The following is a 25,577-nucleotide window of genomic DNA, read 5'->3' on the forward strand; positions in this document are numbered from 1 at the left end:
TTTCACTTTAAAGGGGTAAATTAATTATAAATTAAAATTAACTTAATAAAATTGAAAATTTGGTCACTTTGGCAAAGGATGTATGAGGTTGGTCGGAGGATTCTTAGCTTTGAGTTGTTCTGGGGTAGTGCTGTTTCTTTTGGGGATGGTGCTGTTTCTCCGGGGCATGGAGCTGTTTCTTACCGAGATGGTGCTGTTTTCTCGGGGCGTGGTGCTGTTTCTTACCGAGATGGTGCTGTTTTCTCGGGGCGTGGTGCTGTTTCTTACGGAGATGGTGCTGTTTCTTACGGAGATGGTGCTGTTTCCTCGGGGCGTGGTGCTGTTATACGGTTCTGTGAGTTAATTTTCCATATAATAATAAACCACTCCCTTTATGGTGGGAGTGGTTATTACTTAATTATTTGCCTATGTCATTTCTAAAGAAAAATGCTGGATGCTCCATATGAGGATGTAGCAATTGGTAGGCATTTTCAGTTGCTGCTTCGAGTGTAGGGGCCTTAGCGCCAACCAAAAGAACACGGCCTCCATCGGATACGATTGTGTCACCTTCAAGCTTTGTTCCTGCATGGATAACAAACGTACTGTCTCTTACCTCAAAAGTTGGGATTGCTGATCCTTTTTGATAAGTATCTGGATAGCCTTTAGATGCTACAACAACACCTGTACATGCTGCAGCCTCCCAATCTAATTCTGGATTTTTGCCATCTAATACGTCGTTGAAAACTTGGAATAGATCGTTTTTTAATAACGGCAAAACAACTTGCGTTTCCGGGTCTCCGAAGCGTGTATTAAACTCGATCACCTTTGGACCATTTGCAGTCATGATTAAACCTGCATATAAAATCCCCGTGAAGGGTCTGCCTTCTTTTATCATGCCGTCAGCTGTTTTTTGTAAAATATGCTTCATTGAGAAATCTAAATGCTCTTTAGTAACATCTGGAACAGGTGCAAATGCGCCCATTCCCCCTGTATTCGGACCCTCATCATAATCATAGGCTCGTTTATGGTCACGTGCTGTCACCATTGGATAAACTTGATTTTCATGAACAAAAGCCATTAATGAAAATTCTTTTCCATCTAAAAACTCTTCAATCACAACAGTAGCACCAGCATTAGCAAAAGCTTTTGAGATGAGCATATCGTCTACAGCCTTTAGTGCTTCGTCTTTTGTTAAGGCAACGATAACTCCTTTTCCTGCTGCTAGCCCATCTGCTTTAATAACGATTGGCGCACCTTTTTCCTCAATATACGCTTTTGCTTTATCTGGTTCTGTAAATACCGCGTAATCTGCTGTTGGAATCTCATATTTTTTCATAAATTCTTTTGCAAAGCTTTTACTTCCTTCAAGCAATGCAGCTTCTTTTGTTGGAGCAAATACTCGAAGTCCTTCCTCTTGAAAACGATTTGCAATCCCGTCGTTTAAAGGGTTTTCCGGGCCAATCACTGTTAGATCAATTGCTTCTTCCTTTGCAAATGATACAAGGCCATCAATATCCATTTCATCGATTCCTACACATACCGCATCACCCTGCATTCCACCATTTCCCGGCGCTGCATAAAGGGTTTGGATTGCCTTGCTTTCAGCAAGCTTCATGACAATGCTATGTTCACGTCCTCCACGTCCAACTACTAACACTTTCAATTGAAACCCTCCTCAGATAAAGTTAAAAAGCCACCACGATCGTGGGTAAGTCTCCACCGATCTGGTGACTTTAATGTTTAATGTTTAAAATGGCGCATTCCTGTATAGACCATTGCAATGCCATGCTCATCACAAACATCGATGGAATCCTGATCACGTTTTGAACCGCCTGGCTGTATGATCGCTGTAATGCCAGCTTTAACTGCTGCTTCTACCGTATCCGGCATTGGAAAGAAGGCATCAGATGCCATCACAGATTCCTGCGCTTTTTCCCCAGCTTGTTCAATTGCAATGTTTGCTGCGCCAATCCGATTCATCTGTCCTGCGCCAACACCAATTGTTTGGTTATTCTTAGCAAGTAAAATCGCATTTGATTTCACATGCTTTACAGCCTTCCAAGCAAACAATAGGTTTTTCAATTCTTCTTCTGTTGGCTTGCGTTTCGTTACAACGTTCAAATCATCAACAGAGACATTTCCGTTATCGCTATTTTGGATTAAGACACCGCCATTAACCGTCGTGAGTTTTTTTGTTGGTATCGTATCATTTGCCAATTCCAGTTCAAGCAAGCGGATGTTTTTCTTTCTTGTCAAAATTTCTAGAGCATCTGCACTAAACCCAGGAGCAATAACAATTTCAAGGAAAATTTCGCTTAGCTTTTCAGCAGTAGCTTGATCGATTTCCCGATTACAAGCAACAATCCCACCGAAAATAGAAATTGGGTCGGCATCATACGCACGGCTGAATGCTCCTTCAATCGTTTCAGATATACCAATTCCGCAAGGGTTCATATGCTTTACTGCAACTGCTGCTGGTTCTTGATATTCTGCTAAAATTTCAAGTGCAGCATTGGCGTCTTGGATATTATTATAGGATAGTTCCTTACCATGCAATTGTTTAGCTGTTGCTAAACTCATCGTTTTATTTATAGGGTTTCGATAAAAAGCTGCCTGCTGATGCGGGTTTTCTCCGTAACGCAAATCTTGAACCTTTTCATATGTAATCGTATAGGTTTCAGGAAATTCCTCATTTGTTTCTGACATAAAATATTGTGCAATCATCGCATCATAATTCGCTGTATGACGGAATACTTTTGCGGCTAGTTGTTTACGAATCCCTGAATCTAGCTGTTCAGCTTGGACTGCTTCCAGCACTTTATTATAATCAGCTGGATCAACAACTACTGCTACATCTTCAAAGTTTTTTGCAGCAGAACGAAGCATGGTTGGCCCGCCAATATCGATATTTTCGATGATTTCCTCATTGGAAACACCTTGCTTCTCTAGGGTTTGCTTGAATGGATACAAATTTACAACAACCATGTCAATTGGTGAAATATTGTTTTCTTTCATTTGCATCATATGGTTTGGGTTGGAACGTTTTCCTAGTAAGCCACCATGAACCAATGGATGCAGTGTTTTGACACGTCCATCCATAATTTCTGGAAAGCCAGTTACATCATCAACAGGCTTTGCCTCAATTCCAGCATCAACTAGGGTACGCAGTGTGCCGCCTGTTGAAATAATTTCATAGCCTTCTTCTACAAGACCTTTCGCGAATTCGGTAAGATTACTTTTATTTGAAACACTGATTAGTGCTCTCTTGCTCATTACGAATACCTCACTTTGTTTGTAAAAGTTGATTAATTACTTTTGGATATAATTGATGTTCTACTTTATGGACACGCTTCGTTAATGATTCCTCTGTATCATCCTGGAGAATTGCCACCTCTTCTTGGGCAATAATTGGCCCTGTGTCAATTCCTTCATCAATAAAATGAACAGTAACTCCAGTTGTTTTCACTCCGGCGCGATATGCTTGACCAATTGCATCCATCCCTGGAAAAGCTGGCAATAGTGACGGATGGATATTGACGATTCGGCCTTCATACCGATTCAGTAATGTTGGTCCTGCAATTCTCATATAGCCCGCAAGAAAAATCCAGGAAACCTCAGATTCTTCCAATCTATCAATAATTGCTTTTTCATAGGCTGTTTTGTCTGGAAATTGTTTTGCATCGAAAACAAATGCAGGAATACCATATTTATCAGCCTTAGCAATAACACCTGCACTGGACTGGTCACAAACGAGTAACGCAATATCACAGGCAAGATGTTCTGTTTCCATGATTGCTTCGAAATTACTTCCCGTACCAGAAGCGAAAATGGCTGCTTTTATCTTGCTCATGATGAAAATTGCACTCCTTCAGTAGTTGTAACACTTCCGATAACAGCGGCTTCCTCACCAGCTTCTTTTAAAATCGTTAATGTCCGGTCAACATCAGCTTCTTCAACAACCAATGCCATTCCAATCCCCATGTTAAAGACACCATACATTTCTTTTTCTGAGATACTTCCTTTTTCTTGGAGGAAGCTGAATATTTCTGGAATGTTCCAGCTGCCCTTATTAATTTCCACACCCAAACCTTTTGGCATCATTCTTGGGAAGTTCTCATAGAAACCTCCACCTGTAATATGGGAGATTCCTTTTACCATAATTTCTTCCAGAACAGCGGCTACAGGTTTAGCATAGATTTTCGTTGGGGTCATTACTGTTTCTCCAAGACTGGCAGATAATCCTGAGTAGGTTTCTTGCAAATCCAGCCCATCAATTACTTTGCGTACAAGTGAATAGCCATTGGAATGAATACCGCTGGAGGCTATGCCGATAACGACATCACCCGCCTTGATTGCTTCCCCTGTAACCAGCTTTGATTTTTCAGCGATTCCAACAACAAATCCTGCAAGGTCGTATTCATTTTCTTCATACATACCAGGCATTTCAGCTGTTTCGCCACCAATAAGTGCAGCTCCTGCATCAACACATCCATTGGAGATTCCAGCAACAATTTGTTCAATCATTGCAGGTTCATTTTTTCCACAAGCAATATAATCAAGAAAAAACAGTGGCTGTGCACCTTGGGCAACAATATCATTGGCACACATTGCAACAAGATCAATTCCAACTGAGTCATGCTTATTTAACTCGAAGGCAAGCTTCAATTTTGTACCAACACCATCTGTACCAGAAACCATCACAGGTTCTTTATACGTAAAACCAGAAAGGTCAAATAGCCCTGCAAACGAGCCAATTCCGCCTAAAACTTCTGGACGTGTCGTTTTTGCAATATGCTTTTTCATTCGTTCCACAGCCTCATAGCCCTTCTCCACGTCTACTCCAGCTTGCTTATATACATCTGACATGAATACACACCCTTTTTACATTTATCATACATTTAAGCGGCAGTTAAAAAAGCCTAGTAAAATGACACATCGAAAAAATAGGAACTTCTACTAATAACACCATGTCCTGTGGACAACGCAGAAGCCAGCAAGCCCCGCAGTACTTAAAGCTTCGTTGCACAGGTCTGGTCACTGTCGGCGCCCGCAAAAGGACGTTGCGAACTAAGCCGCTCCCGGTCCTTTAACTCTTTTTTTAAACAAACATCTATGGAAGAAACTACTCACCCGAAATATTAATGGGATAATTGCCAGTCATACACGCACTGCAAATTCCTTGATGAATAGTCTTATCCCTTACAATCGCCTTTTCCATTCCTTCTACAGAAAGATATGCCAAGCTGTCTGCACCAATCATTTCACATAATGCGTCAAGCGAATAATTTGCAGCAATCAGCTCTTTTTTCGTAGACATGTCGATGCCGTAATAACAAGGATTTTCAATTGGCGGCGAGGCAATTCGAACGTGTACCTCAACTGCTCCTGCTTCCCTTAACAGTCGAACAATTCGTTTGCACGTTGTTCCTCTTACTATTGAATCATCAATCATCACGACTTTTTTCCCTTCTACAATTCCACGAACAGGGGAGAGCTTCATCTTCACACCTTGTTCACGCAATTCCTGAGAAGGCTGAATGAATGTCCGGCCAATATAACGATTTTTAATGATTCCCATTTCATATGGGAGACCACTCTGCTCTGCATAGCCAATAGCTGCGGATATGCTGGAATCTGGCACACCTGTTACAACGTCCGCTTCTACGGGAGATTCCTTTGCTAACTCTTTGCCCATCCTTTTTCTTGATGCATGAACATTGACATGATTTAAATCGCTATCTGGTCTTGATAAATAGACATACTCCATCGCACATAATTTACGTTGTTCTCTCATCGCAAATCGTATTGATTTTAGTCCTTCTTTACTAATAATAATAAGCTCACCAGGAAGTACTTCACGTTCGAAAGTTGCTCCAACAAGGTCAAATGCACTTGTTTCTGAAGCAACAACATAAGACTCCCCTAACTTCCCAATTGATAATGGACGTATACCGTGCGGATCTGTCGTGACATACATTTTGTCTTCTTTTAAAATGATGAAGGTAAAAGCCCCATTTATTTTTTGCAGTGCTTCTACAATTGCTTCTTCGGTAGTTGACTGTTCACTTCGCTTAATCAAATGTGCGAGTATTTCTGTATCTGTAGATGTTTGTAAAATACTGCCTGAATCCTCTAGCTCTCGACGAAGTGTATGTGCATTTATAATGTTTCCACTGTGTGCAAATGCGATACTCGTTGTTTGCGAGCGAAATAATAATGGCTGTACACTATCAACCTCCGTACCTTTATCTCCCTGTGTCGAATAGCGTACATGACCAATTGCTGCATGACCTTGAAGTTCTTTAAAGTTGGCATGCTTAAACACATCGTTCACTAATCCTAAGCCTTTGTGAAGCTTTAATGTTTCACCATCACTTACAACAATACCTGTACCTTCCTGTCCGCGGTGCTGCTGTGCGTGTAACCCGTAATATGTTAGTTCTGCTGCCTTTTCGTGACCCCAAATCCCAAACATTCGTCATTCCTCTTTTAAGCATTTGATTTCAATAAATTAGGAATAGCTTCTTTCCATAATTTATTGAGTTGTTCAACATTTTCATTAATAATCTGCTTACCATCTACAGTTACCGTTAATGTTTCGTCATTTGTCACAACACCAATTTGCGTTGCTTGATCAAATAACTGCTCAAATTGTGCTTTGTTTTCATTTTTTACAGTTACGATAAATCTTGATTGTGCCTCACTAAATAATGCAGTTGTAGGGTCACCTGTTAGTTCCACTTTGGCTCCTAATCCTTTTTCATTAAAAACACTTTCGGCCAGTGCAACACCAAGGCCACCTTCTGACAAATCATGTGCAGATTCAACGAGCCCTTGTCCAATTGCTTCTAACAATTGTTTTTGACGTTTTGCTTCAACCTCTAAATCGATCACTGGTGCTTTTCCAGAGTAGCTGCCTTCGAGAATATTCTGTAATTCACTGCCGCCAAATTCCGAATGCGTTTCACCGATTAAATAAATTGCATCATCAGCTTGCTGGAAGTTGTTTGCTGTAACATCTTTTGTTGTTTCTAAGAGACCTACCATCCCGATAATCGGTGTTGGCATGATTGCTTCTCCTTCTGACTGATTGTACATGGAAACATTTCCGCTAATAACAGGTGTTCCGAGTGCGAGACAAGCCTCGCTGATTCCGTCTATGCTTTTTTCCATTTGCCAGTACACTTCCGGGTTTGTCGGATTACCATAGTTTAAGCCATCTGTTAACGCTAATGGCTTTGCACCCGAACATACGATATTTCGTGTAGCTTCAGCAACGGCTATCTTTCCTCCAACCTCCGGGTCTAAATAAATGTAACGAGAATTACAGTCGGTTGTAATCGCAATTGCTTTATCCGTTCCTTCAATCCGAACAATCGCTGCGTCACTTCCAGGTCCTGCAATGGTATTGGATTGTGCCTCTGTATCAAATTGCTTATATGCCCATTCCTTACTCGCAATTGTAGGCTGCTGCAATAATTTTCTTAGGATTTCTTGATGATCTTCTACTGTTGGCACACTGTTTTCCATTTCTTTAGATTCTTTGAAATATGCAGGTTCTTTTGTTGGCAGGTTATAAACTGGTGCATCTTCTGTCAGCGCATCAACCGGAATCTCTGCCCATATTTGTCCATGCTGTTTAATACGAAATGTCTTTTCTTCAATAACCTCACCAATTGCTACTGCTTCCACATCATGTTTCTTAAAAATATCAAGGATTTCTTGTTCTTGTCCCTTTTTAACAACGAGTAACATTCTTTCTTGAGACTCAGACAGCATAATTTCATATGCATCCATATTGTCTTCACGCTGCGGCACAAGATCAAGGTTCATTTCGATACCTGTTCCTGCTTTACTAGCCATTTCACTTGCAGAGGATGTTAAACCAGCAGCACCCATATCCTGAATACCAACAAGTGCCTCAGAATGAATCACTTCCAGGCAAGCAGCAATTAGTTTCTTTCCAATATGTGGATCACCAATTGCTACTGCTGATGTATTATCTTTGTCTCCTTCAACGACATCTGATGAGAATGTTGCCCCATGAATGCCGTCTCTTCCCGTTGACCCACCAGCATAAATGACAGTATTGCCAACACCAGCTGCAATACCTTTTTGCACATCGTCATGATTTACAAGACCGACAACCATTGCATTGACGAGCGGGTTCTCTTTATAGCTTGCATCAAATTGAACTTCTCCACCAACGGTTGGTACACCAATCACATTTCCGTAGCTGGCAATTCCACGGATAGCTTCTGAAAATAACCATCCTGTACGTTCTGAATTCAGGTTACCGAATCGTAATGAGTTCATTGCAGCAATTGGCTTTGCACCCATGGAAAAAACATCACGAACAATACCGCCTACACCTGTTGCAGAGCCTTCGAATGGTTCTACTGCTGAAGGGCTGTTATGGCTTTCAATCTTAAATACAACTGCTTGGTTATCTCCGATATCTACAACCCCAGCACCCTCACCAGGTCCTTGCAGAACATGTTCTCCCTTTGTCGGGAATTTACGTAATAAGGCTTTGGACGATTTATAACTGCAATGCTCTGACCACATCACCGAAAAAATACTTGTTTCTGTATAGTTTGGATAACGATCCATCTTTTCTTTAATCATTTTGTACTCTTCGTCACTTAACCCTAACTCTTCGTATAATTGCTCTGCTTCAATTTGTTCAGGTTTGATATTTTTAATGTCCATGCTTTGTTCCCTCCGTCTATTTCATTTTCTATGGTTGTAGATTTTTTGGCTATTTTAATTCATCCATTCATGAATGCGCTAAATGCTTCAATTTGCTTTTGGACAGCTTCGCTTTTTTCTGCAATAAATGTTATATGTCCCATTTTTCGTTTTTCTTTCGGCTCGGCTTTTCCATATAAATGGACAAAACCATCTTCTGCCAGTGGCAATGCCTTCAATACACCGTCCAAATTCTCACCTAAAATATTAATCATTACTGCTTCGTTCAGCAATTCAATATCAATTAATGGAAGCCCGCAAATAGCACGAACATGCTGAGAAAATTGCGAAATATTACAAGCTTCAATCGTATAATGTCCAGAATTATGCGGTCTTGGTGCCATTTCATTTAAGAAAATACGTTCACCTTGCACAAACATTTCAATGGCAAATGTTCCAACAATGTTCATTTGGTTGGCAAGGATTTCAGCAGCTTCATATGCTTTATCCTGAATAGCCGGACTAATAGTTGCCGGGACGGTTGTTTGATACAAAATATGATTACGATGCTCGTTCTCAGCTATTGGAAAGAAGGTTATTTTCCCTGTTTGTGACCTTGTAAAAACAACAGAAATTTCTTTATCGAACGTTATCCATTGCTCGATAATGCAATAGCCGTGTTTCTCTGCAAATTGTGCTGCTTCTTCTGTATCTTCAACTGAATTTAATTTAATTTGTCCTTTGCCGTCATAGCCGCCACGGCATGTTTTAATAACTGCTGGAAATGTACATGCATGCAATGCTTCCCTGCATTCCGCTGCATTTGTTACGATTGCGAATTCTGGAATAGGCAGCTTCATTTCCTGCATTAAGCTTTTTTCCTTTTCACGGTTTTGTGTCACTTCAAGTGCATATGCTCCTTGTGGCAGCTTGCCTTGTTTTTCAATATAGGCAGCTGCAGTCAAATCGACATTTTCAAACTCATATGTGATCACATCACTAATTTCTGTTAATTCTTTAATTGCATTCATATCATCGTAAGCAGCAGTAATCTGAATATCAGCTACTTGAGCGGTTGGACAATCTGGTGTTGGATCGAGCACAGCAATTTTATATCCCATGTAGCGAGCTGCGATTGCCATCATCCTGCCCAGTTGTCCACCGCCGATAATTCCAATTGTATGGGGTGGAAGTAAGCTTTTATTTTTTTGCAAGATCTTCCCTCATTTCCGAAACCTTCTTTTTCATTGTTTCACGATAATTTTCTAGATTTTTAGCAATTTCTTCATCAAACGTGCCTATAATTTGTGCAGCGAGGATACCTGCGTTCGTTGCTCCAGCCTTGCCAATCGCAACCGTTGCTGTTGGCACACCACCAGGCATTTGTACGATGGATAACAGAGAATCAAGTCCATTCAATGCTTTGCTTTGAACTGGTACACCAATGACTGGCAAAGTCGTTTGGGATGCAACCATTCCAGGGAGATGTGCAGCACCCCCCGCCCCTGCAATAATTGCTTTTAAGCCACGTTCACGTGCTGTTTTTGCATATGCAAACATATCATCTGGTGTACGATGCGCAGAAATAACATCCTTTTCATATGGGACATTCAGTACTTCAAGAATGTTACAAGCGTGTTCCATCGTGTCCCAATCTGAAATACTACCCATAATTACGCCTACCTGAGCCATCAAATCCCTCTTTCTATCATTAAAGTTATTTCAAACATTCAAACATTATTGAATTTAGTGTAAGAAAGTTTCCATTAGAAAATGCAGTTTATTTTGCTGCATTTCTTTGCAGATCTTAGATTAAACGCTGGTTTTCCTTACTGCCAACTAAAAAAGTCTATTCGTCTCCCTCAAAATGAGAGAAGATGAATAGACTTCCAAACCTTCGATAAAAGTGAAAACATTTCATTGTTTTACACAATGGTTCACCTTCCCTCATAGTCCAGCATTTACGGTGCAGGGTAGAAACTTCTGAGCCATATTCTCAGGAAATATATGAGGAACCCTATTTATTTGTCGAATTAAGCATAACAAAACAAATCTAAAAAATCAACTCATTTTCGTACGATGCTTAATTAAAAGTGATTAACGTCCGGATTTTACTGGGTAAAGCTTTATTTTATATCAATAGTTATTCACGAAAGAATTGTATTTAAATTTGGGCTCGAAAGGTAATTGACAAGTAACAATGTATTAGTGTACTATTTGGATAGTACACTAATACATTGTTATGAGGAGGATGAAAAATGAATGCATGGTTGTCATTAACAAAGAAGGAATTTCAGCTTGGTCTGCCCGCTTTTCTTATTGCTTTACTTTTATATGCAGGTATTTTGAGCGGTGGGTATTTTACTGGTAATTACGTTGGTTACACAGAAGGTTTGCTATCAGTGGCATTTGGTTTTGTTGTAACACTCCATATCTTTTTTCTGCCGTTTTATATGTACTATAGTTTAAGTGCCGAAAGAAAAAGACTTCACTTATGGCTGCACACACCAATGCCGATTGCAGGATTGCTTTCTGCAAAAATAGTTACAGGCATCATTTTTATGATAATGACCTTTGTCATATTCTTTGTCAGCTCAACGCAATTTTTCCTTCATACATTGGATTTTTTCAATCAGGAAACAGTCTTTAATCTGGTAGGGTCCATTACTGTTTTGGTGTTTACTTTTGGACTTTTTATCGCAGCGACCTTTCTGTTTTTCTGGTCTATTTTTCTGACTTTTAGTCAGCTGATGAATGACTTTGTCAGCTTCATACTAACGTTTATTCTCTTTTTATTCCTATCTTGGATCTATGGGACTTTTATGGACCTGTCCTTTATGCAAACATTAACAGACTGGGGAAGTATTCAGGTCAATGATATTATCGTTGGATTTGAGTTTGGTTATGTTGAGAATGCATTTGAAGCACAAGCAATGAGTGAATCATCGATCTTCTATATCGGACATTTTGTTCGGGATATTGTTGTAGCAGTCATTATGTTTATTGCTGCTTGCTGGATTATCGAGAAAAAAGTTGAGGTGTAAGGTATGGCAGACATATTCCATTCATCCCAGCCAATTTACCAGCAGCTTGCGGAACGAATGAAAAAACAAATTATAAGGGGGGAACTGGCCCCGGGTGATAAGCTTCCATCTGTCAGGGAAACAGGAATTAAAGTGAATGTTAATCCCAATACTGTACAGCGCACTTACCGGGAGCTGGAATCGATGCATATCGTAGAATCCAGGCGCGGCCAGGGAACCTTTGTTACAGAGGATAATAAGGTGCTTGAAACCATCCGTGAAGAAATGAAAACAGAATTGATGTCGAGCTTTTTTAAAGGAATGCATGAAATGGGTTATACAAACGAGGAAATCAAGCATGGGCTAATCGATTTTTTAAATGAGAAGGGAGAGCAAGATGCATGATTACATTATCAAATGTCTCGAAAAGATACGGCACTAAAAAAGCATTAGATCATGTTAATTTAGAGCTGACACCAGGAAAATTAATTGGTTTAGTCGGTGAAAACGGCAGCGGGAAATCAACAACACTGAAACTGATTGCTGGACTCAACTACCCGACAAATGGAGAAGTTCAGGTTAATGGCGAAAAAGTTACCCGCAGAATTGCAAATTCCGTATCCTATTTATCGGAGCTTGATGAGTATTATCGTTTTTTCACGGTAAAAAAAGCAATTGAATTCCAAGCGAGTCAGTTTAAGGATTTCGATAAGGAAAAGGCTTATGAAATTTTGAAATTTATGAAGCTGGATCCAAATGATAAATTAAAACATTTATCCAAGGGAAACAGAGGTCGGCTGAAAATCGTACTATCCCTAGCGCGGAATGTACCAGTCATCTTAATGGATGAACCATTTTCCGGACTAGACCCGATGGTTCGCAACTCTATTGTGAAGGGGCTTATTTCCTTCATTGATCTTGAAAAGCAGCTTGTTCTTATTACGACGCATGAAATTAGAGAAGTAGAAAATATTCTCGATGAAGTAGTGGCGATTAAAGCAGGTTCCATTATTGGTCACCATAATGTGGAAGAACTGCGTGAACAAAAGCAAATGGGTATTGTTGATTGGATGACAGAGGTTTATGAATAAGCAGCATATTTGTTTCATTCATCCCCGTAAATCTGCTTTTATTTACGGGGATTTTTTATATGGTTATCGCATCATCCTTCCCCCTTATCAAGCTATTTCTTGTAGTCATTCCTATAAAAAATGAATAGACTTATAAATGTCTACTCATTTTTCTTGATATATTTAATTGGAATCATCTTTTATCAGCGTTTCTTGCTTTTTTGCCGCTTCAGCAGCAGCCTTTTTCTTCGGGGTCATTAACTTTCCTCTTCGAACTTGCTTAACCCAAAATCCACCGTGAATCCGTTTTGGTTCATAGGATATGATAAATGCTTTTGGATCTATTTCCTGGATCAGTTCATATAGCCTTAACTCATATTTTCTCGGAGTGAGAATTGATATCGATAACCGATCTCCGTCCATCCCGTACGATGACCAGCTTGTGACCCCATATCCTTTTTCTCTGATTCGCCTTGTAAACTCCAGATCTGGATTGGTAGAAACAACATTGACCGTTATGTAACCGAGTGCCAGCTTCTCTTCAATAATGGAACCAATAATTAATCCCGTACCAAACCCAAGTGCATAAGCAAGCAAGTTTTGTATTTCATTTAAATTATCCAGTACAAGTCCCAAACCAACAATATATACGGTTATCTCAAACACACTGACAAAAGCAGCAATATATTTGCGCCCCTTAAGTGTCAAAATCATTCGGATAGTCATTAATGATACATAGACAACATTAACAGCAAAAATAATTGCAAGCATAATTAATGCGTTACTTAGCAATGGGATTCCCCCTTTGACATCTTTATTATAAAGGTTATTCAAAAATTAAACATGCACTTTTAGAATACCTCAAATTAAACTTAATTTGTACATTTGCATGAAAAAATTTTTTATGGTTCACTCTGAGCAAAAGACAAATCAAATTGGTGTCCTGCACAAATAAAGCGCAGAGACACCGTTCATGAAAGCTATGCCAGGAACGATTGAATAGCAGTAACAAAACTATATGTTCCAAGACCAAGACAGATGATAACAACAACAGAACCGATTATATTTACCTTTAGAGAATTGCGAAAACCGCCAAGTGTTTTTTTGTTGTTCATAATAATCATTAGCAGGATTGCAATTCCAGGTAAGAGAATACCATTTAATGCTTGTGCAAAGAGAAGTACATCCAATGGTTGGAAATTAAACATAAACGTAATGATTCCAATAAGAATAACGGACACAAAGACAGCTTTAAAACGCCAATTCCTCATCCCATTTTTCCATTTCAGCATGCTGCTGACCGTGACTGCTGCTCCAAGTGCTGATGCAGTAGCAGAGGAGAATCCTGCTGAAAAGATGCCAATAGCAAGAAATGCTTCTGCATAGCTGCCTAATAGCGGCTCTAATTGTACCGCTAAATCAACAACACTTTGAATTTCCATTCCTCTCATTAATGTCCCGGATGTGACTATAATCGCAATTGTAATCAACCCTCCGACACCAATTGATAAATATATATCCCAACGAGACTTTTTTAAATGCTCAGGCCGGTTCCATCTCTCCTGCACAGATGTCGAGTGAATAAATAAGTTATATGGTACAACCGTTGTCCCGATTAACGCAATCACCGTGATAATGGACCCGACCGGAATAGTTGGGATAAACATACCTGTAAGAATCCCACCAATATCCGGCTTTGCTATTAACATGGTTGTAATAAAAATAACACTCATGAGAACAACAAATACAATCATTAATTTCTCAATTAATTTATAGCTTCCTGTTAAACCAAGTATCAGAATGATTACACCGACAATGGGACCAATCATATTAACTGACCCACCTGTTAAGGCAGATATTCCTAATGATGTTCCATTTAAATCACCGCTCATATATGCTGCACAGCCGACCGAAATGGATATAATCACAAACCACATGACACTGTATTTTATAATTGGATTTGCAAACTGATCCCTTATTGCTTCCGCCAATCCTTTTTGGGCGATAATTCCAAGGCGAGCTGACATTTCTTGTAAAACCATTGTAGCAACAATGGAAAATACAACAGCCCAGACAAGTGCGTAACCAAATGATGCACCAGCCTGCGTTGCAGTTGTTATAGTTCCAGGACCGACAAATGACGCTGCAATAATAGCCCCTGGCCCAACGCTCTTTATTTTATCTACGATTGTGTCCTTCCTATCTGCTGACCCCTCGTTTTCTTGCTGGGATAAACCCATTGACTCACCTCTGATTTTTCTATTTTTTAATCCCTATGTTCCAAACTGCGTGTATATGTATGACAATCCGTTAACAAGCAGTATTGCTACATATTTTTTCTACTACCCTTCTTATATGGGTGTAAAACAAAATTTTTAGGTAAATGCTCCAATAGTAAAACGTAAGGAAGTGTGCTGTATTCAGCAGACATAAAAAGAGGAACGGCTATATTATCGCTAGATAACCGTTCCTTGTATACTTCTCAAATAATTTTATAGGGTTTGTTAAAACCCTCGCAATCTCTTTTGCAGTGTACGTCTCCAAATATCCCCCAGAGCATCACATGCATACAAATCATCTGCTGCGCGAAAATCATCCTGATGCAAATACACAACTTCAGTACATGCCGCAATAGACCATTCTGGATATGGGCGCTCAAGCAATTCGAAATCTGTTGCACCTTGTATCAAGCCCTCCTGTATTACGCGAAAATACCAGCCTGTTTGTAATCCATTTTGAAGTTGCTGTCTTGACATTGGACCTGGCTGCGATACTTGAATTACGGCGTCGCCAATTTTAAAGGTATCTCCAATAAAAACCGTAAATTCATCCATTTCCAGTACAGCAAAATGTTCACCGTTCGTTCCGATCTCCTGCAAGTCTGTATAATGTTTAATTGGGTAAGCAAAAATCGCCTTATCCAGCTTGCTTTTCGCGACTTCTCCACTTTCTGTATCTCTTAAAAATCCCGTTTTCTGTAATGAAAAGGGCTTTTGAATTTCCTTATTATTTAAAAATATTTTATGTACGTAAGGTTCTTCCATTATGTCACCCGCTTATTTATGATATAGTATATTTTACTAGATTTTCGTTCTAATTCATACAGGGGGGAATTATCAATGACAATTAAAAAGGCGACATTTGCTGGAGGGTGCTTTTGGTGTATGGTAAAGCCATTTGATCAATGGGATGGTGTACATAGCGTAATCTCCGGTTACATTGGTGGACATGTGGAAAATCCAACATATGAACAAGTGAAAACAGGTACGTCAGGACATTATGAAGCAGTAGAAATCACCTATGATCCGGAGATAATTTCCTACGAGACAATTGTTGATTTATTTTGGAAGCAAATTGATCCAACAGATGATGGTGGACAGTTTGATGATCGTGGCGATCAATACCGTACTGCAATCTTTTATCATGATGAAGAGCAGAAAGAATTAGCTGAGCATGCCAAACAGGAATTAGCTGCTAGTAGCAAATTCTCAAAGCCTATTGTTACAGCAATTCTTCCAGCAAGTCCATTTTATCATGCAGAAGATTATCATCAGGATTTTTACAAAACACATAAAGCGGAATATGAAGAAGACCGCGCGAAGTCTGGAAGAGATGAGTTTATTAATTCTGTTTGGAAATAATGAACAAAAGCGCAAGCGCCCGGTTAGCGACGTACGGACTGCGCCCCGCACTGTGGGGTCGTTCGGCTTGTCGAACATTCTTACGTAGGAGATAAAGGAAACATGCCTCCTCAGGGTATGCCGATGTTAGGCTCAGCTTGATTTTAATTGGCCATCCTTTTTCCCCAGAGTCGATGCCCGATTTCACCGCAAGGGTATAAGTGCGACTAGGCCTCATGTCTTGACAGTCGGCAAGTCTTCTTTAGATTGTCATGAGGTGAGGGAAGTCTCGCTAGTCGTTGGGCGCTGGAGCTTGACGTGGCTCCTCCGGTATCTAAGTTATCCACAGCATTCAAATTTTATAGTTTCCTATACCATCAAGTAAAAGAGCTGCCTGAAAAGACAGCTCTCCTTCTATTTAGAAATACATGCCGTAATAAAACCAGCGTAAATTTTAAGTGATGCTTCATCATTTACTTCTGCCATGCCCTCCGGATGCCATTGTAAACCAAGGGCAAAAGGATGGATTTTACTCTCAATTGCCTCGATTACGCCATCACTTGCAGTCCCACTAACCTGGAACTCTTCCGTAACCATACGATTAGCCTGATGATGATAGCTATTCACACGTAGTTTGTCTTCACCTGTAAGCTTGTGTAATAACGAGTCTTTCTCGACATCAACGAAATGAGAACCATAATCAAAAGGGGCTTCTTGTGAATGCTGAAGCAATTGTTTATCGATTTGTGAATAAATATCCTGATACATATCTCCACCTGCAGCAATGTTTAAAATCTGACTCCCCCTGCAAACACCAAGAATTGGCTTTTTCTTATCCAACATTTTTTGAATCAGGTTAAATTCTGATCGGTCCCGTTCTGGTATAATCAAACCAAGCTTAGGATGTGGTTCTTCTCCAAATAAAATAGGATCAATATCCCCACCTCCTGTGGCATAAAGACCATCCAACCGATTAACAATTTCTGCAACGTCCCCTTCTTCTATTATATATGGTAGAATGACAGGGATTCCACCCGTTCGTATAATCGCTTTCACATTTCGATTGGCTGTGCTGTAGTACGCTCGATCTGTTTCCATCGAGGCTGTTACTCCAATAATTGGTTTCATAACAACTCCTCCTAACTGTTTTGTGCAACCATAGCATTCTGATTAATCTGTTATTTATTTTTTTCTTAACAATTCTATTTAACACTAAAAAATCATGGTATAGTAGTCTAACATATCTATTTTTCCTGCGATTTAAGCATAAACTTCATATAAAAGGAGGTCTAAATACGTTTGTCCGTACAAAAATCACTTATACCTTTAAAAACATTGTTTGTAAGCTTTCATGCCTCCAATACCATTCTTATTAGTTTTTTACCACTCTATTTGTATTATCGTGGATTAAACGGAACTGAAATTGGCTGGGTGCTTGCAGTTGAATCATGTGCTTCTCTTCTTGCACAGCCAATTTGGGGTTATTTGAGCGATAAATTCAAAACAGTACGAAAAATACTGTTCATTTGTGTTATCGGTCTTCTGATTGGAAGTTCCATCTTTTTTCAGATGGATACTCTATCGACCATCTTAATTACTGGTGCTGCCTTTTATTTCTTCGCAACACCAATAGGAGCATTGAGCGATAGCCTCGCCCAAAGACGAGCAGATGAATTAAATGTATCGTTTGGGTCTATTCGTATGTGGGGTTCTGTAGGCTTTGCAATATCAGCATTAATTGTTGGCAAAATTCTTGATCAATTCGGCGTTCAATATATGATTTGGCCCTATTTATTTTTTGGATTCGTTATTTTATTAGTCCTCATCCCAATGCAGGATGTGAAAGTAGAATCAGAGCCTGTAAAATTAAAAGATGTTCGCAGAATTGTTGCAAATAAACCTTTTCTTCTTTTTCTGGCTGTTATTGTCTTTATTACCATAACCCACCGCATGAATGATTATTATATAGCACTTTACATTGCAGAGCTCGGTGGAAGTGAATCTTTAGTTGGGCTTGCATGGTTTATGGGGGTTATTTCAGAAGCTGCAGTTTTTGCACTTGCAGGCTTTTGGTTCAGAAAGTATCGTACATTGATCTTTATTATTTTTGCTGCAATCCTATATACAATCCGCTGGTTCTTATACGCATATGTTGATGATCCGATGCATGTCATCGCCCTTCAATTCATGCACGGTTTAACCTTTGGTGTATTTTACACGGCAGCATTTGAATATGTGACACGATTAATACCAAGTTTTTTACAATCGACCGGGCATCTCATTTTCTTCTCGGTGTACTTTGGTCTTTCCGGGATTATCGGCTCCCTGGCAGGTGGTCCGATTATCGAGGTATTTGGTGGAAGCACGATGTATTTATTTATGGGATCTCTCGCAGCAATCGGAACGGTCTCGCTTATACTTTACCACTTGCTGCCATTTGGAAAAGAGAATACTGTTCGCGAAATGGAATAATGTATTAGGAGCTTCTATTATGTAGCAGCTCCTTTTTATGTCTTCATAATGATCCAAAGGATTACTATTGGTTAAGCCTTGGATATCCGTAAGTTATCGTTAAACTATTTGTGAACATCAGCTTTTTTCTTTAAAACATCAGCCACTTCATTGTGAAGTTCAGCATTTGGACAAAGACATAAAAAAACCAAGAGAAAACAAACATTCTCTTGGTTTTTTTATAGCTAACTTAAGAAAATAAAATAAAGAATAAAGACAATGAATAATCCGTACATAATGGGATGTATTTCTTTTGCCCGCCCTTTTACAATCATTGTTATTGGATAGAATATAAAACCAATCGCAATTCCTGTTGCAATACTATAGGTTAGTGGCATCATGAGTACCGTTAAAAAAGCAGGTACTGCGATCTCAAATTGATCCCATTCGATATGTTTCAGCGCACTTGCCATCATGACACCGACGATAATTAATGCTGGTGCAGTCACTTCTGCTGTTACAACACTTAATAATGGTGAGAAGAACAAGGCCAATAAGAAAAATCCAGCTGTAACAACAGAGGTAAATCCTGAGCGTCCCCCTACAGCAACACCAGACGTTGATTCGACATAAGAAGTTGTTGTAGATGTACCAACAACTGCTCCAACTACAGTTGCAGTCGAATCTGCAAACAATGCTCTTCCTGCACGAGGCAGTTTATTATCCTTCACTAAACCAGCTTGTCTTGCAACTGCTAACAGTGTCCCAGCAGTATCAAAGAAATCAACAAATAAAAACGTTAGAATAACAACGAGCATTTCTAATGTAAAAATTTCACCAAAATGCATAAATGCCTGGCCAAATGTTGGCTCCAGACTTGGAACAGAACTCACGATACTGCCAATTCCAGAAGGTACAGCGATTAATCCGAAGATCATTCCCACAATAGCTGTCAGAATCATTCCGTAAAAAATTCCAGCCTTTAGACCGAGCGTTAGAAGTATAACGGATACGACAACTCCAAAGATAGCCAGTAAAACAGTTGGTGAGGTTAAGTCACCAAGTGAAACTAAAGTGGCTTCATCACTAACAATAATTCCTGAGTTAATAAGCCCAACTAAAGCAATGAACAACCCAATTCCTGCTCCAACAGCCAGTTTCATATTGGATGGAATAGCATTAATAATAATTTCACGTAAGCCTGTTAATGTAAAAATAATAAAGATAATTCCTGATGCTAAAACTCCTGCTAATGCCGTTTGCCAAGGAATCCCATAGCCTAATACAACGGTGTATGCAAAAAAGGCGTTCAATCCCATTCCCGGTGCCAATGCAATTGGATATTTCGCAATCACTCCCATAAATAATGATCCAACAGCAGCAGCTATGGCAGTTGCTGCAAAGACAGCCTGCTCATCCATTCCCGCTTCTGAAAGTATTGATGGGTTAACAAAAAGAATATAAGCCATCGCTAAAAACGTTGTTAAACCAGCCATAAACTCCGTTCTGTAATTCGTCCGCAGTTCATCAAACTGAAAATACTTCTTCATTTACTTTCCTCCTCAACTTTTCATAAATTAGAAAACTTGGTATTGGCTATGCTTTTCAGCGTTCCTGCGCAGCACTTATGCAGACAGAATAGTTTTATAGTTTCAATCTGCAAAAAAAGCTCTTGATATCCTAACCAAGAGCACTACCTGTTTACTATGCAATGAGGAGTAATACAAGAGATTAAAACAATACCTTGATTACTTTCATCTTTGCGTAGTCAGACCGTTTACGGTGGTCTGGTAGAAACTCTGGGCCCTATCCCCGAAATTATACGCTTTTCTTTTAAATCACATCAATAGATTACTAACTTATTTTTAATTTGTCAACAAATCACGAACATTGCAATGTAAAAATATATTAATGTTCGTTAATTTCAATGAAAATAATACAATTATTAATACCACAAAATCTTTCTCATCTAATTTACCTAATCATACCAATTATCATTTATAATGGAGATAGGGATAATTTTGGAAATAAACTTCAGCATCTTTTATTTTATCCCAATAAGAGAAATACATAATACAAGAGGAGCTGTTCTCATGAAACGTCTATTTACCAATTTACTGATTGTGATGCTTGCACTTGTTATCACTGCCTGCCAATCAGAAGAAACTGTTTCTTTTTCCGATGAGCAACTAGAGGAAGGGTTACGTACGGAGATTGAAAAAACAGACGGAGAGTTGTACGAATCAGATTTCGATGAATTAGTGGAACTCGATCTTTCTGGTTTAGGTATTCAGGATCTTACCGGAATAGAGTTTTTGGATGATTTGAAAATTTTATCATTAGAAGATAATGAAATTAATGATTTCTCTCTTTTAAAGGATTTAGAAAATCTCGAAGAAGTTAATGTAAGGAGTAATCCAGTTGATGAAGAGCAACAAGCACTATTAGATGAATTAACCGAACAAGACGTTGTCGTTCATTTCACAGAGGAAACAGAGGTCGTTGGAAGTCCGGACGGTCCGGGTGGCTTTTTGTGGAAAGTAGAAAATGGTGATACAACCGTTTACCTGCAAGGAACCATTCATGCTGGAACGGAAGACTTTTATCCATTAAACGAAAAAATTGAAAATGCATATCGAGAATCAGATGTCGTTGTGCCCGAAATTGATATAACCGATTTAAATGTAATGGAGGTACAGCAATTAACAATGGATCTTGGCGTCTTTCAGGACAGGACTACAATAGAAGATCATATTCCAGAAGATGTGTATTCTGAATTATCTGCAACACTAGATGAACTAGGACTGCCGTTACAGATGGTTGAAAGCTTTAAACCATGGTTCCTATCCTCCACCATTCAACAGCTCATGACAGAACAGCTTGGCTTCATGCACGGAGTAGACCAATACTTTTTAGACAGAGCCGCCCAAGATGACAAAGAAATTATTGCCCTCGAAACCGTTGAAGAACAGCTAGGCATCTTCGCAGATACATCGGATGACTATCAAATTCAAATGTTAGAAGAATCATTAGTTGACATTGATGATTATGAAGAGGATATGCAAGAGCTATTTAGCCTTTATAAAGAAGGAGATGTCGATGAACTATTAGCTGCTTTAACCGAAGAAGAGGCAGAACCATCAGCTGAAGACCAAGCATTTATGGAAGCATTGAATGATGAACGAAACTACGGGATGGCCGATACAATTGGGGAATTTCTTGAGGAAGATAATGGCGATACATACTTTGTTATTGTCGGAAGCTTGCATTTGATTATGGAGCCTCATGTTGTCTCTATTTTGGAAGAAGAGGGGTATGAGGTGGAGCATGTTTATTGATTGTATGGTTCTCGTAATGATGATGATGTAGTTTACGCTACTCAATAGAGGTGCAAAAAAAGCTGTCTCTTGAAATTGAGACAGCTTTTTTCTCAGATTAAATTCCGGTAAGTGCAATTACTTTACTTTTCGTTTTTCTTATCTGTATTTGTTATGAAATCTTATTAATCGTGCGGTTTGTTATAAAGGTGTTGCTGAAAGGTGTTTTCAGCCGACTATTAATATTCGTGTTGAAACGTTACATTTACGCTGTTTGTGGCTATTAAATAAAGTTTTTCAAACTTATGCTTCCTCAATTGTGCTGATGGGACTGAATAATTCATAGGTACGTTGTTCTTTTGGTACGCCCCATCCCTTAAGTGCATCGTTTATGGATTTTAAGAACGGAAGCGGACCGCAAAAATAAAAGTCTTTCTGATTATCAGATAGAACGGTTTTTAGCCAGTCCAAGTCAATGTATCCCTCTTTATCATAACGATTTTCGAATCGATCCTGTTCAGTAGGCTCAGAATAGCATACAAAAGTAGTTATATTCTTGTATGCCTTCGCTAACTTTTCCACATGTTCTCTCATCGCATGAACTTTACTATTCGGAGTTGCATGGATAAATGTGACTTCACGGTCAGGGTGAGTTTCAACCAAAGTATTGAGCATACTCATCATTGGCGTTATCCCTACTCCTCCACTAAGCAAAACAATCGGCTGTTCTTCTGTTGTATACGTAAAATCACCAGCGGGTGCCCTAATTGGCAATGTGTCTCCTGCTGCGACTTCATTATGGAGATAATTCGAAACAATACCGGCCGGTGCACCATTTTGAGAATCTTCACGTTTCACGCTGATCCTGTAATACTCCTTATTAGGAGCATCTGACAAGCTGTAATGTCTCATGTGCAAGTATTTTTCGCCCTTAATTTCCGCCTGTATTGTAAGGTATTGACCAGGCTTATAGGCGGGTATACTTTTTCCATCTTCAGGTTTTAAGTAGAAAGAGGTAATCACTTCACTTTCTTTTACTTTTTGATCTACATAAAAGGAACGATTTCCAATCCATCCACCTGATTTTTGCTCCGTCTGCTGGTAAAGTTTGTCCTCAATAGCAATAAAAATATCTGCAATGGATTGGTAAGCTTTCTCCCATGCCTCAATGACCTCATCTGTTGCTGCATCACCGAGCACATCTTTCACCGCCACGAGTAAGGTTTCACCTACAATAGGATATTGTTCAGCCTGCACACCTAATGCTCGATGTTTTTCAGTCACTCTCCGCACCATTGTTTCGATCGCTTCTAGATTATCAATATTTGCACCAGCTAAATAGACGCCGTAAGCCAATGCTCCCTGCTGAATACCGCGTTTTTGATTTGTCTGATTAAACATGTTGTACAAGTCAGGAACACGTGTGAATAACAATTCATAAAACCTTTCACCAATTTCCTGACTATGCTCCTGCAATACCGGAGCAGTTGATTTAACAATTTTAATCGTATTTTCGTCAAGCATTAAATTACTCCTTCCATACTTAATGTTGCTGCCATTGTTAGTATGTACTTATTCACTTATCTTAATGTTCTAAGAGGGCATGAAGTTTATTTCACAACACTGCAATTCTATATGTATACCACTAAAATGGTGCTAAAAAGTTTGTTCAGAAAAATAAAACATCTTCTAATTGTAAGTATCCAATCATTTAGAAGATGTTTTTAATTTTTGTTTTATTCCCCATCAACAGCTGCTTGCCGATATCCTCACCTGAGATTAATTCTGGAAAAGCATCTGGAATGTTTTTTCTATTTTTAAAGTTTCCAAGAACTGTGATGATGAATTCATTAATATGAATCGAGCCAGTTGTAAAACTTCCAGATAACAATAAAGAAAATAAAGTATCCGAAAAGGGAAAACTCATGCTTCCAGACATTCGAATGAACAAAAAAGCCAAGTTGTTCCATTATTTGTTCCATGATGTATATAAAAAGGCTGCAAATAAATAGAAATACACACCGGGGGATTAATTTTTTAAACCCTTTTAATATAAAAATAATCACACAAGAAGAAACTGGAAGTGCACAAAGAGTAAATAAGATATTAATCGTAAATATTTCAGGAAGAGGACGCTTTGGAAAGAAATAAAGACCAGATCCTACTAACAAAAGATCCAAATAAGTTCCAATAAACGAGCTAAAAATAATGATAAATAAATAGGCTTTGATACTTTGATTTCTATGGTAAGAATGCTTCTTTTGCAAGAATGGCAATTTCGATTCTTTCCAATGTTTTACAGTATTCATTGTAAATGTCTCCATTCGTTAGTTGATCGTCTTTTTTTAAGTAATGAATCACTTGCCAATCCGAATACCAATCTGCAATTTCCGCTTCTGTTTGTTCAACATGATCCCATGCATATTTTAAAATCGGACTATATAATTTAGGGGAATTTGGTTTTATGTGACAGTTCTTTATTCTTCGTTGATAAGGAACTCCAGGTGTCGATTCATTGATATCGTTAAATACATGCGGCCATAAGTCTTTTCTAGAGGCTGTGTGGGGCTTTTGAATAGCCCATTTGTAAATGTATGGATAATTTTCTTCATGAAAAAGGATTTCGTATAAACGTTTACCTAATAAAATACGCTCACGTAAAGAGCCAAATTGCTGTATCGTTTGGCCGATAATTTCCACTTTTATTCCATCGGTATATGGAAAAAGGATTTGATTTAATTCCAATAATTCCTGGAGTTTGAATTCTAATGTTTTAAGTACAGTAGTTTGATAATAAGAATTCTGGATGACTCTTTCTTCTAAATAGTTTTGTTCATTAATAATGAGTGCGATGGCCAGAAGATATTCATCTTTCACTTGATAAAAGTAATTCCAAATTACTTCCATAAAAAAGGAAATATTAAATAATGACAAAAGATAGAATAAGTTGGTGTTCCTTTTTATACTTTCTTCATATAGGAGCAGTTGAGGATAAATATCTTGGAAAATTAACCAATTTCCACGCTCTAAAAAAGAGAAAAATTGTTCTTGTTCCTCTTCCGATAATAACTTGGATAATAAACTTCCTTTCAAATCTGTCATATTCCAACCGCCGTTCCGGGAAACCATGTGACCTAGAAAAGCCCAGTGAATTTCTGGAAACCTTTTATAAAAGTCCAAGTAGGCATTTGTTCTCGTGATATTATTTACATTTTTCCGTTTCGTTTCACTATAAATGAAATCGATTAATTGGCGTTCCCTGTCACTTAGCTGCTTTTCATTTATCGTTTGTCTTGGCCAATTTAATAATTCCTTTTTTATCCTTTTTAATGTGGGAGTCATTTTCTTGCCGTCCCGTTTCTTTTTTAGACATGAAAAGATGGGAAATCACTCGCCTTTTATTAAAATTATTTAGTAATTATTTTA

Annotated in this window: 23 protein-coding genes and 2 riboswitches; of the genes, 7 read left to right on the forward strand and 16 right to left on the reverse strand. The window is 38.8% G+C overall.

Translation table 11 applies throughout. The annotated features are described in order from the left end of the window. Nucleotides 1–109: 109 nt before the first annotated feature. Entirely contained in the window at nt 110–343 is a 234-nt protein-coding gene (locus NSQ77_RS05435) for a hypothetical protein (protein WP_339229384.1), read from the forward strand. 54 nt (nt 344–397) lie between these two features. Here the strand turns inward: NSQ77_RS05435 and purD are convergent, their stop codons facing one another. The 8 genes from purD to purE all read right to left on the reverse strand — a co-directional run bounded on the left by purD (nt 398) and on the right by purE (nt 10,362). Continuing rightward, nucleotides 398–1,642 carry a phosphoribosylamine--glycine ligase gene (gene purD / locus NSQ77_RS05440; RefSeq protein WP_339229386.1) on the reverse strand — a complete coding sequence of 415 codons (1,245 nt, stop codon included), beginning with the start codon at nt 1,640–1,642 and terminating at the stop codon, nt 398–400. A gap of 77 nt (nt 1,643–1,719) precedes the next feature. Then, nucleotides 1,720–3,252, reverse strand: a complete 1,533-nt coding sequence (gene purH, locus NSQ77_RS05445) for a bifunctional phosphoribosylaminoimidazolecarboxamide formyltransferase/IMP cyclohydrolase (RefSeq protein ID WP_339229388.1) — start codon at nt 3,250–3,252, stop codon at nt 1,720–1,722. Between the two features lie 10 nt (nt 3,253–3,262). After that, nucleotides 3,263–3,829: a phosphoribosylglycinamide formyltransferase gene (gene purN, locus NSQ77_RS05450; protein WP_339229390.1), complete on the reverse strand. Its 567-nt coding sequence runs from the start codon at nt 3,827–3,829 to the stop codon at nt 3,263–3,265. After that, nucleotides 3,826–4,845: a phosphoribosylformylglycinamidine cyclo-ligase gene (gene purM / locus NSQ77_RS05455; RefSeq protein WP_339229392.1), complete on the reverse strand. Its 1,020-nt coding sequence runs from the start codon at nt 4,843–4,845 to the stop codon at nt 3,826–3,828. The genes purN and purM overlap by 4 nt, the downstream gene beginning before the upstream one ends. Nucleotides 4,846–5,101: 256 nt before the next feature. Continuing rightward, nucleotides 5,102–6,454: an amidophosphoribosyltransferase gene (gene purF / locus NSQ77_RS05460; RefSeq protein WP_339229394.1), complete on the reverse strand. Its 1,353-nt coding sequence runs from the start codon at nt 6,452–6,454 to the stop codon at nt 5,102–5,104. A 14-nt stretch (nt 6,455–6,468) separates the two neighbouring features. Then, the gene (gene purL, locus NSQ77_RS05465) at nt 6,469–8,691 is read right to left on the reverse strand and encodes a phosphoribosylformylglycinamidine synthase subunit PurL (protein WP_339229395.1); all 2,223 of its coding nucleotides are present in this window, start codon (nt 8,689–8,691) and stop codon (nt 6,469–6,471) included. A gap of 59 nt (nt 8,692–8,750) precedes the next feature. After that, nucleotides 8,751–9,884 (reverse strand): 5-(carboxyamino)imidazole ribonucleotide synthase, encoded by a 1,134-nt coding sequence (purK, locus tag NSQ77_RS05470; protein ID WP_339229397.1) that lies wholly within the window; start codon nt 9,882–9,884, stop codon nt 8,751–8,753. Next, nucleotides 9,871–10,362, reverse strand: a complete 492-nt coding sequence (gene purE / locus NSQ77_RS05475) for a 5-(carboxyamino)imidazole ribonucleotide mutase (RefSeq protein ID WP_339229399.1) — start codon at nt 10,360–10,362, stop codon at nt 9,871–9,873. The genes purK and purE overlap by 14 nt, the downstream gene beginning before the upstream one ends. A gap of 238 nt (nt 10,363–10,600) precedes the next feature. Beyond that, nucleotides 10,601–10,701, reverse strand: a riboswitch (purine riboswitch). Nucleotides 10,702–10,928: 227 nt separating this feature from the next. Between purE and NSQ77_RS05480 the strand changes: the two genes are divergently transcribed. From NSQ77_RS05480 to NSQ77_RS05490, 3 genes are read left to right on the forward strand one after another with little or no spacing between them, the layout of a single operon-like run. Continuing rightward, complete coding sequence (locus tag NSQ77_RS05480; protein ID WP_339229401.1) at nt 10,929–11,714, forward strand: hypothetical protein; 786 nt, start codon at nt 10,929–10,931, stop codon at nt 11,712–11,714. A 3-nt stretch (nt 11,715–11,717) separates the two neighbouring features. Next, on the forward strand, nt 11,718–12,098 hold the full coding sequence (locus NSQ77_RS05485) for a GntR family transcriptional regulator (RefSeq protein ID WP_339229403.1): 381 nt from the start codon (nt 11,718–11,720) through the stop codon (nt 12,096–12,098). After that, nucleotides 12,095–12,784: an ABC transporter ATP-binding protein gene (locus NSQ77_RS05490; protein ID WP_339229404.1), complete on the forward strand. Its 690-nt coding sequence runs from the start codon at nt 12,095–12,097 to the stop codon at nt 12,782–12,784. The genes NSQ77_RS05485 and NSQ77_RS05490 overlap by 4 nt, the downstream gene beginning before the upstream one ends. A gap of 162 nt (nt 12,785–12,946) precedes the next feature. Here NSQ77_RS05490 and NSQ77_RS05495 read toward each other — a convergent pair whose 3' ends face one another. The 3 genes from NSQ77_RS05495 to NSQ77_RS05505 all read right to left on the reverse strand — a co-directional run bounded on the left by NSQ77_RS05495 (nt 12,947) and on the right by NSQ77_RS05505 (nt 15,807). Next, the gene (locus NSQ77_RS05495) at nt 12,947–13,555 is read right to left on the reverse strand and encodes a DUF2179 domain-containing protein (protein WP_339229406.1); all 609 of its coding nucleotides are present in this window, start codon (nt 13,553–13,555) and stop codon (nt 12,947–12,949) included. A gap of 188 nt (nt 13,556–13,743) precedes the next feature. Next, nucleotides 13,744–15,003 (reverse strand): Nramp family divalent metal transporter, encoded by a 1,260-nt coding sequence (locus tag NSQ77_RS05500; RefSeq protein WP_339229408.1) that lies wholly within the window; start codon nt 15,001–15,003, stop codon nt 13,744–13,746. A 264-nt stretch (nt 15,004–15,267) separates the two neighbouring features. Beyond that, nucleotides 15,268–15,807 carry an MOSC domain-containing protein gene (locus tag NSQ77_RS05505; protein WP_339229410.1) on the reverse strand — a complete coding sequence of 180 codons (540 nt, stop codon included), beginning with the start codon at nt 15,805–15,807 and terminating at the stop codon, nt 15,268–15,270. A 75-nt stretch (nt 15,808–15,882) separates the two neighbouring features. On the opposite strand from NSQ77_RS05505, the gene msrA reads away from it, so the two are divergent. After that, nucleotides 15,883–16,404 (forward strand): peptide-methionine (S)-S-oxide reductase MsrA, encoded by a 522-nt coding sequence (gene msrA / locus NSQ77_RS05510; protein WP_339229412.1) that lies wholly within the window; start codon nt 15,883–15,885, stop codon nt 16,402–16,404. A 393-nt stretch (nt 16,405–16,797) separates the two neighbouring features. Here msrA and NSQ77_RS05515 read toward each other — a convergent pair whose 3' ends face one another. Next, on the reverse strand, nt 16,798–17,511 hold the full coding sequence (locus tag NSQ77_RS05515) for a gamma-glutamyl-gamma-aminobutyrate hydrolase family protein (RefSeq protein ID WP_339229414.1): 714 nt from the start codon (nt 17,509–17,511) through the stop codon (nt 16,798–16,800). Nucleotides 17,512–17,682: 171 nt separating this feature from the next. Here NSQ77_RS05515 and NSQ77_RS05520 point away from each other — a divergent pair, with 171 nt between their 5' ends. Next, on the forward strand, nt 17,683–18,855 hold the full coding sequence (locus NSQ77_RS05520; protein ID WP_339229415.1) for an MFS transporter: 1,173 nt from the start codon (nt 17,683–17,685) through the stop codon (nt 18,853–18,855). 224 nt (nt 18,856–19,079) lie between these two features. Here the strand turns inward: NSQ77_RS05520 and NSQ77_RS05525 are convergent, their stop codons facing one another. After that, nucleotides 19,080–20,384 (reverse strand): NCS2 family permease, encoded by a 1,305-nt coding sequence (locus NSQ77_RS05525; protein WP_339229417.1) that lies wholly within the window; start codon nt 20,382–20,384, stop codon nt 19,080–19,082. Nucleotides 20,385–20,579: 195 nt separating this feature from the next. Beyond that, nucleotides 20,580–20,680, reverse strand: a riboswitch (purine riboswitch). Between the two features lie 247 nt (nt 20,681–20,927). Between NSQ77_RS05525 and NSQ77_RS05530 the strand changes: the two genes are divergently transcribed. After that, nucleotides 20,928–22,172, forward strand: coding sequence for a TraB/GumN family protein (locus tag NSQ77_RS05530; protein WP_339229418.1), 1,245 nt, complete (start codon nt 20,928–20,930; stop codon nt 22,170–22,172). A 282-nt stretch (nt 22,173–22,454) separates the two neighbouring features. On the opposite strand, the gene hmpA is transcribed toward NSQ77_RS05530, so the two are convergent. The 3 genes from hmpA to NSQ77_RS05545 form a co-directional block, all read right to left on the reverse strand. Further along, nucleotides 22,455–23,675, reverse strand: a complete 1,221-nt coding sequence (hmpA, locus tag NSQ77_RS05535; protein WP_339229420.1) for an NO-inducible flavohemoprotein — start codon at nt 23,673–23,675, stop codon at nt 22,455–22,457. Nucleotides 23,676–23,862: 187 nt separating this feature from the next. Next, on the reverse strand, nt 23,863–24,078 hold the full coding sequence (locus NSQ77_RS05540; protein WP_339229422.1) for a hypothetical protein: 216 nt from the start codon (nt 24,076–24,078) through the stop codon (nt 23,863–23,865). 314 nt (nt 24,079–24,392) lie between these two features. After that, entirely contained in the window at nt 24,393–25,493 is a 1,101-nt protein-coding gene (locus NSQ77_RS05545) for a DUF2515 family protein (protein ID WP_339229424.1), read from the reverse strand. Between the last annotated feature and the right edge of the window lie 84 nt (nt 25,494–25,577).

It is taken from the genome of Oceanobacillus sp. FSL K6-2867 (assembly GCF_037963145.1).
Taxonomy (GTDB): domain Bacteria; phylum Bacillota; class Bacilli; order Bacillales; family Amphibacillaceae; genus Oceanobacillus.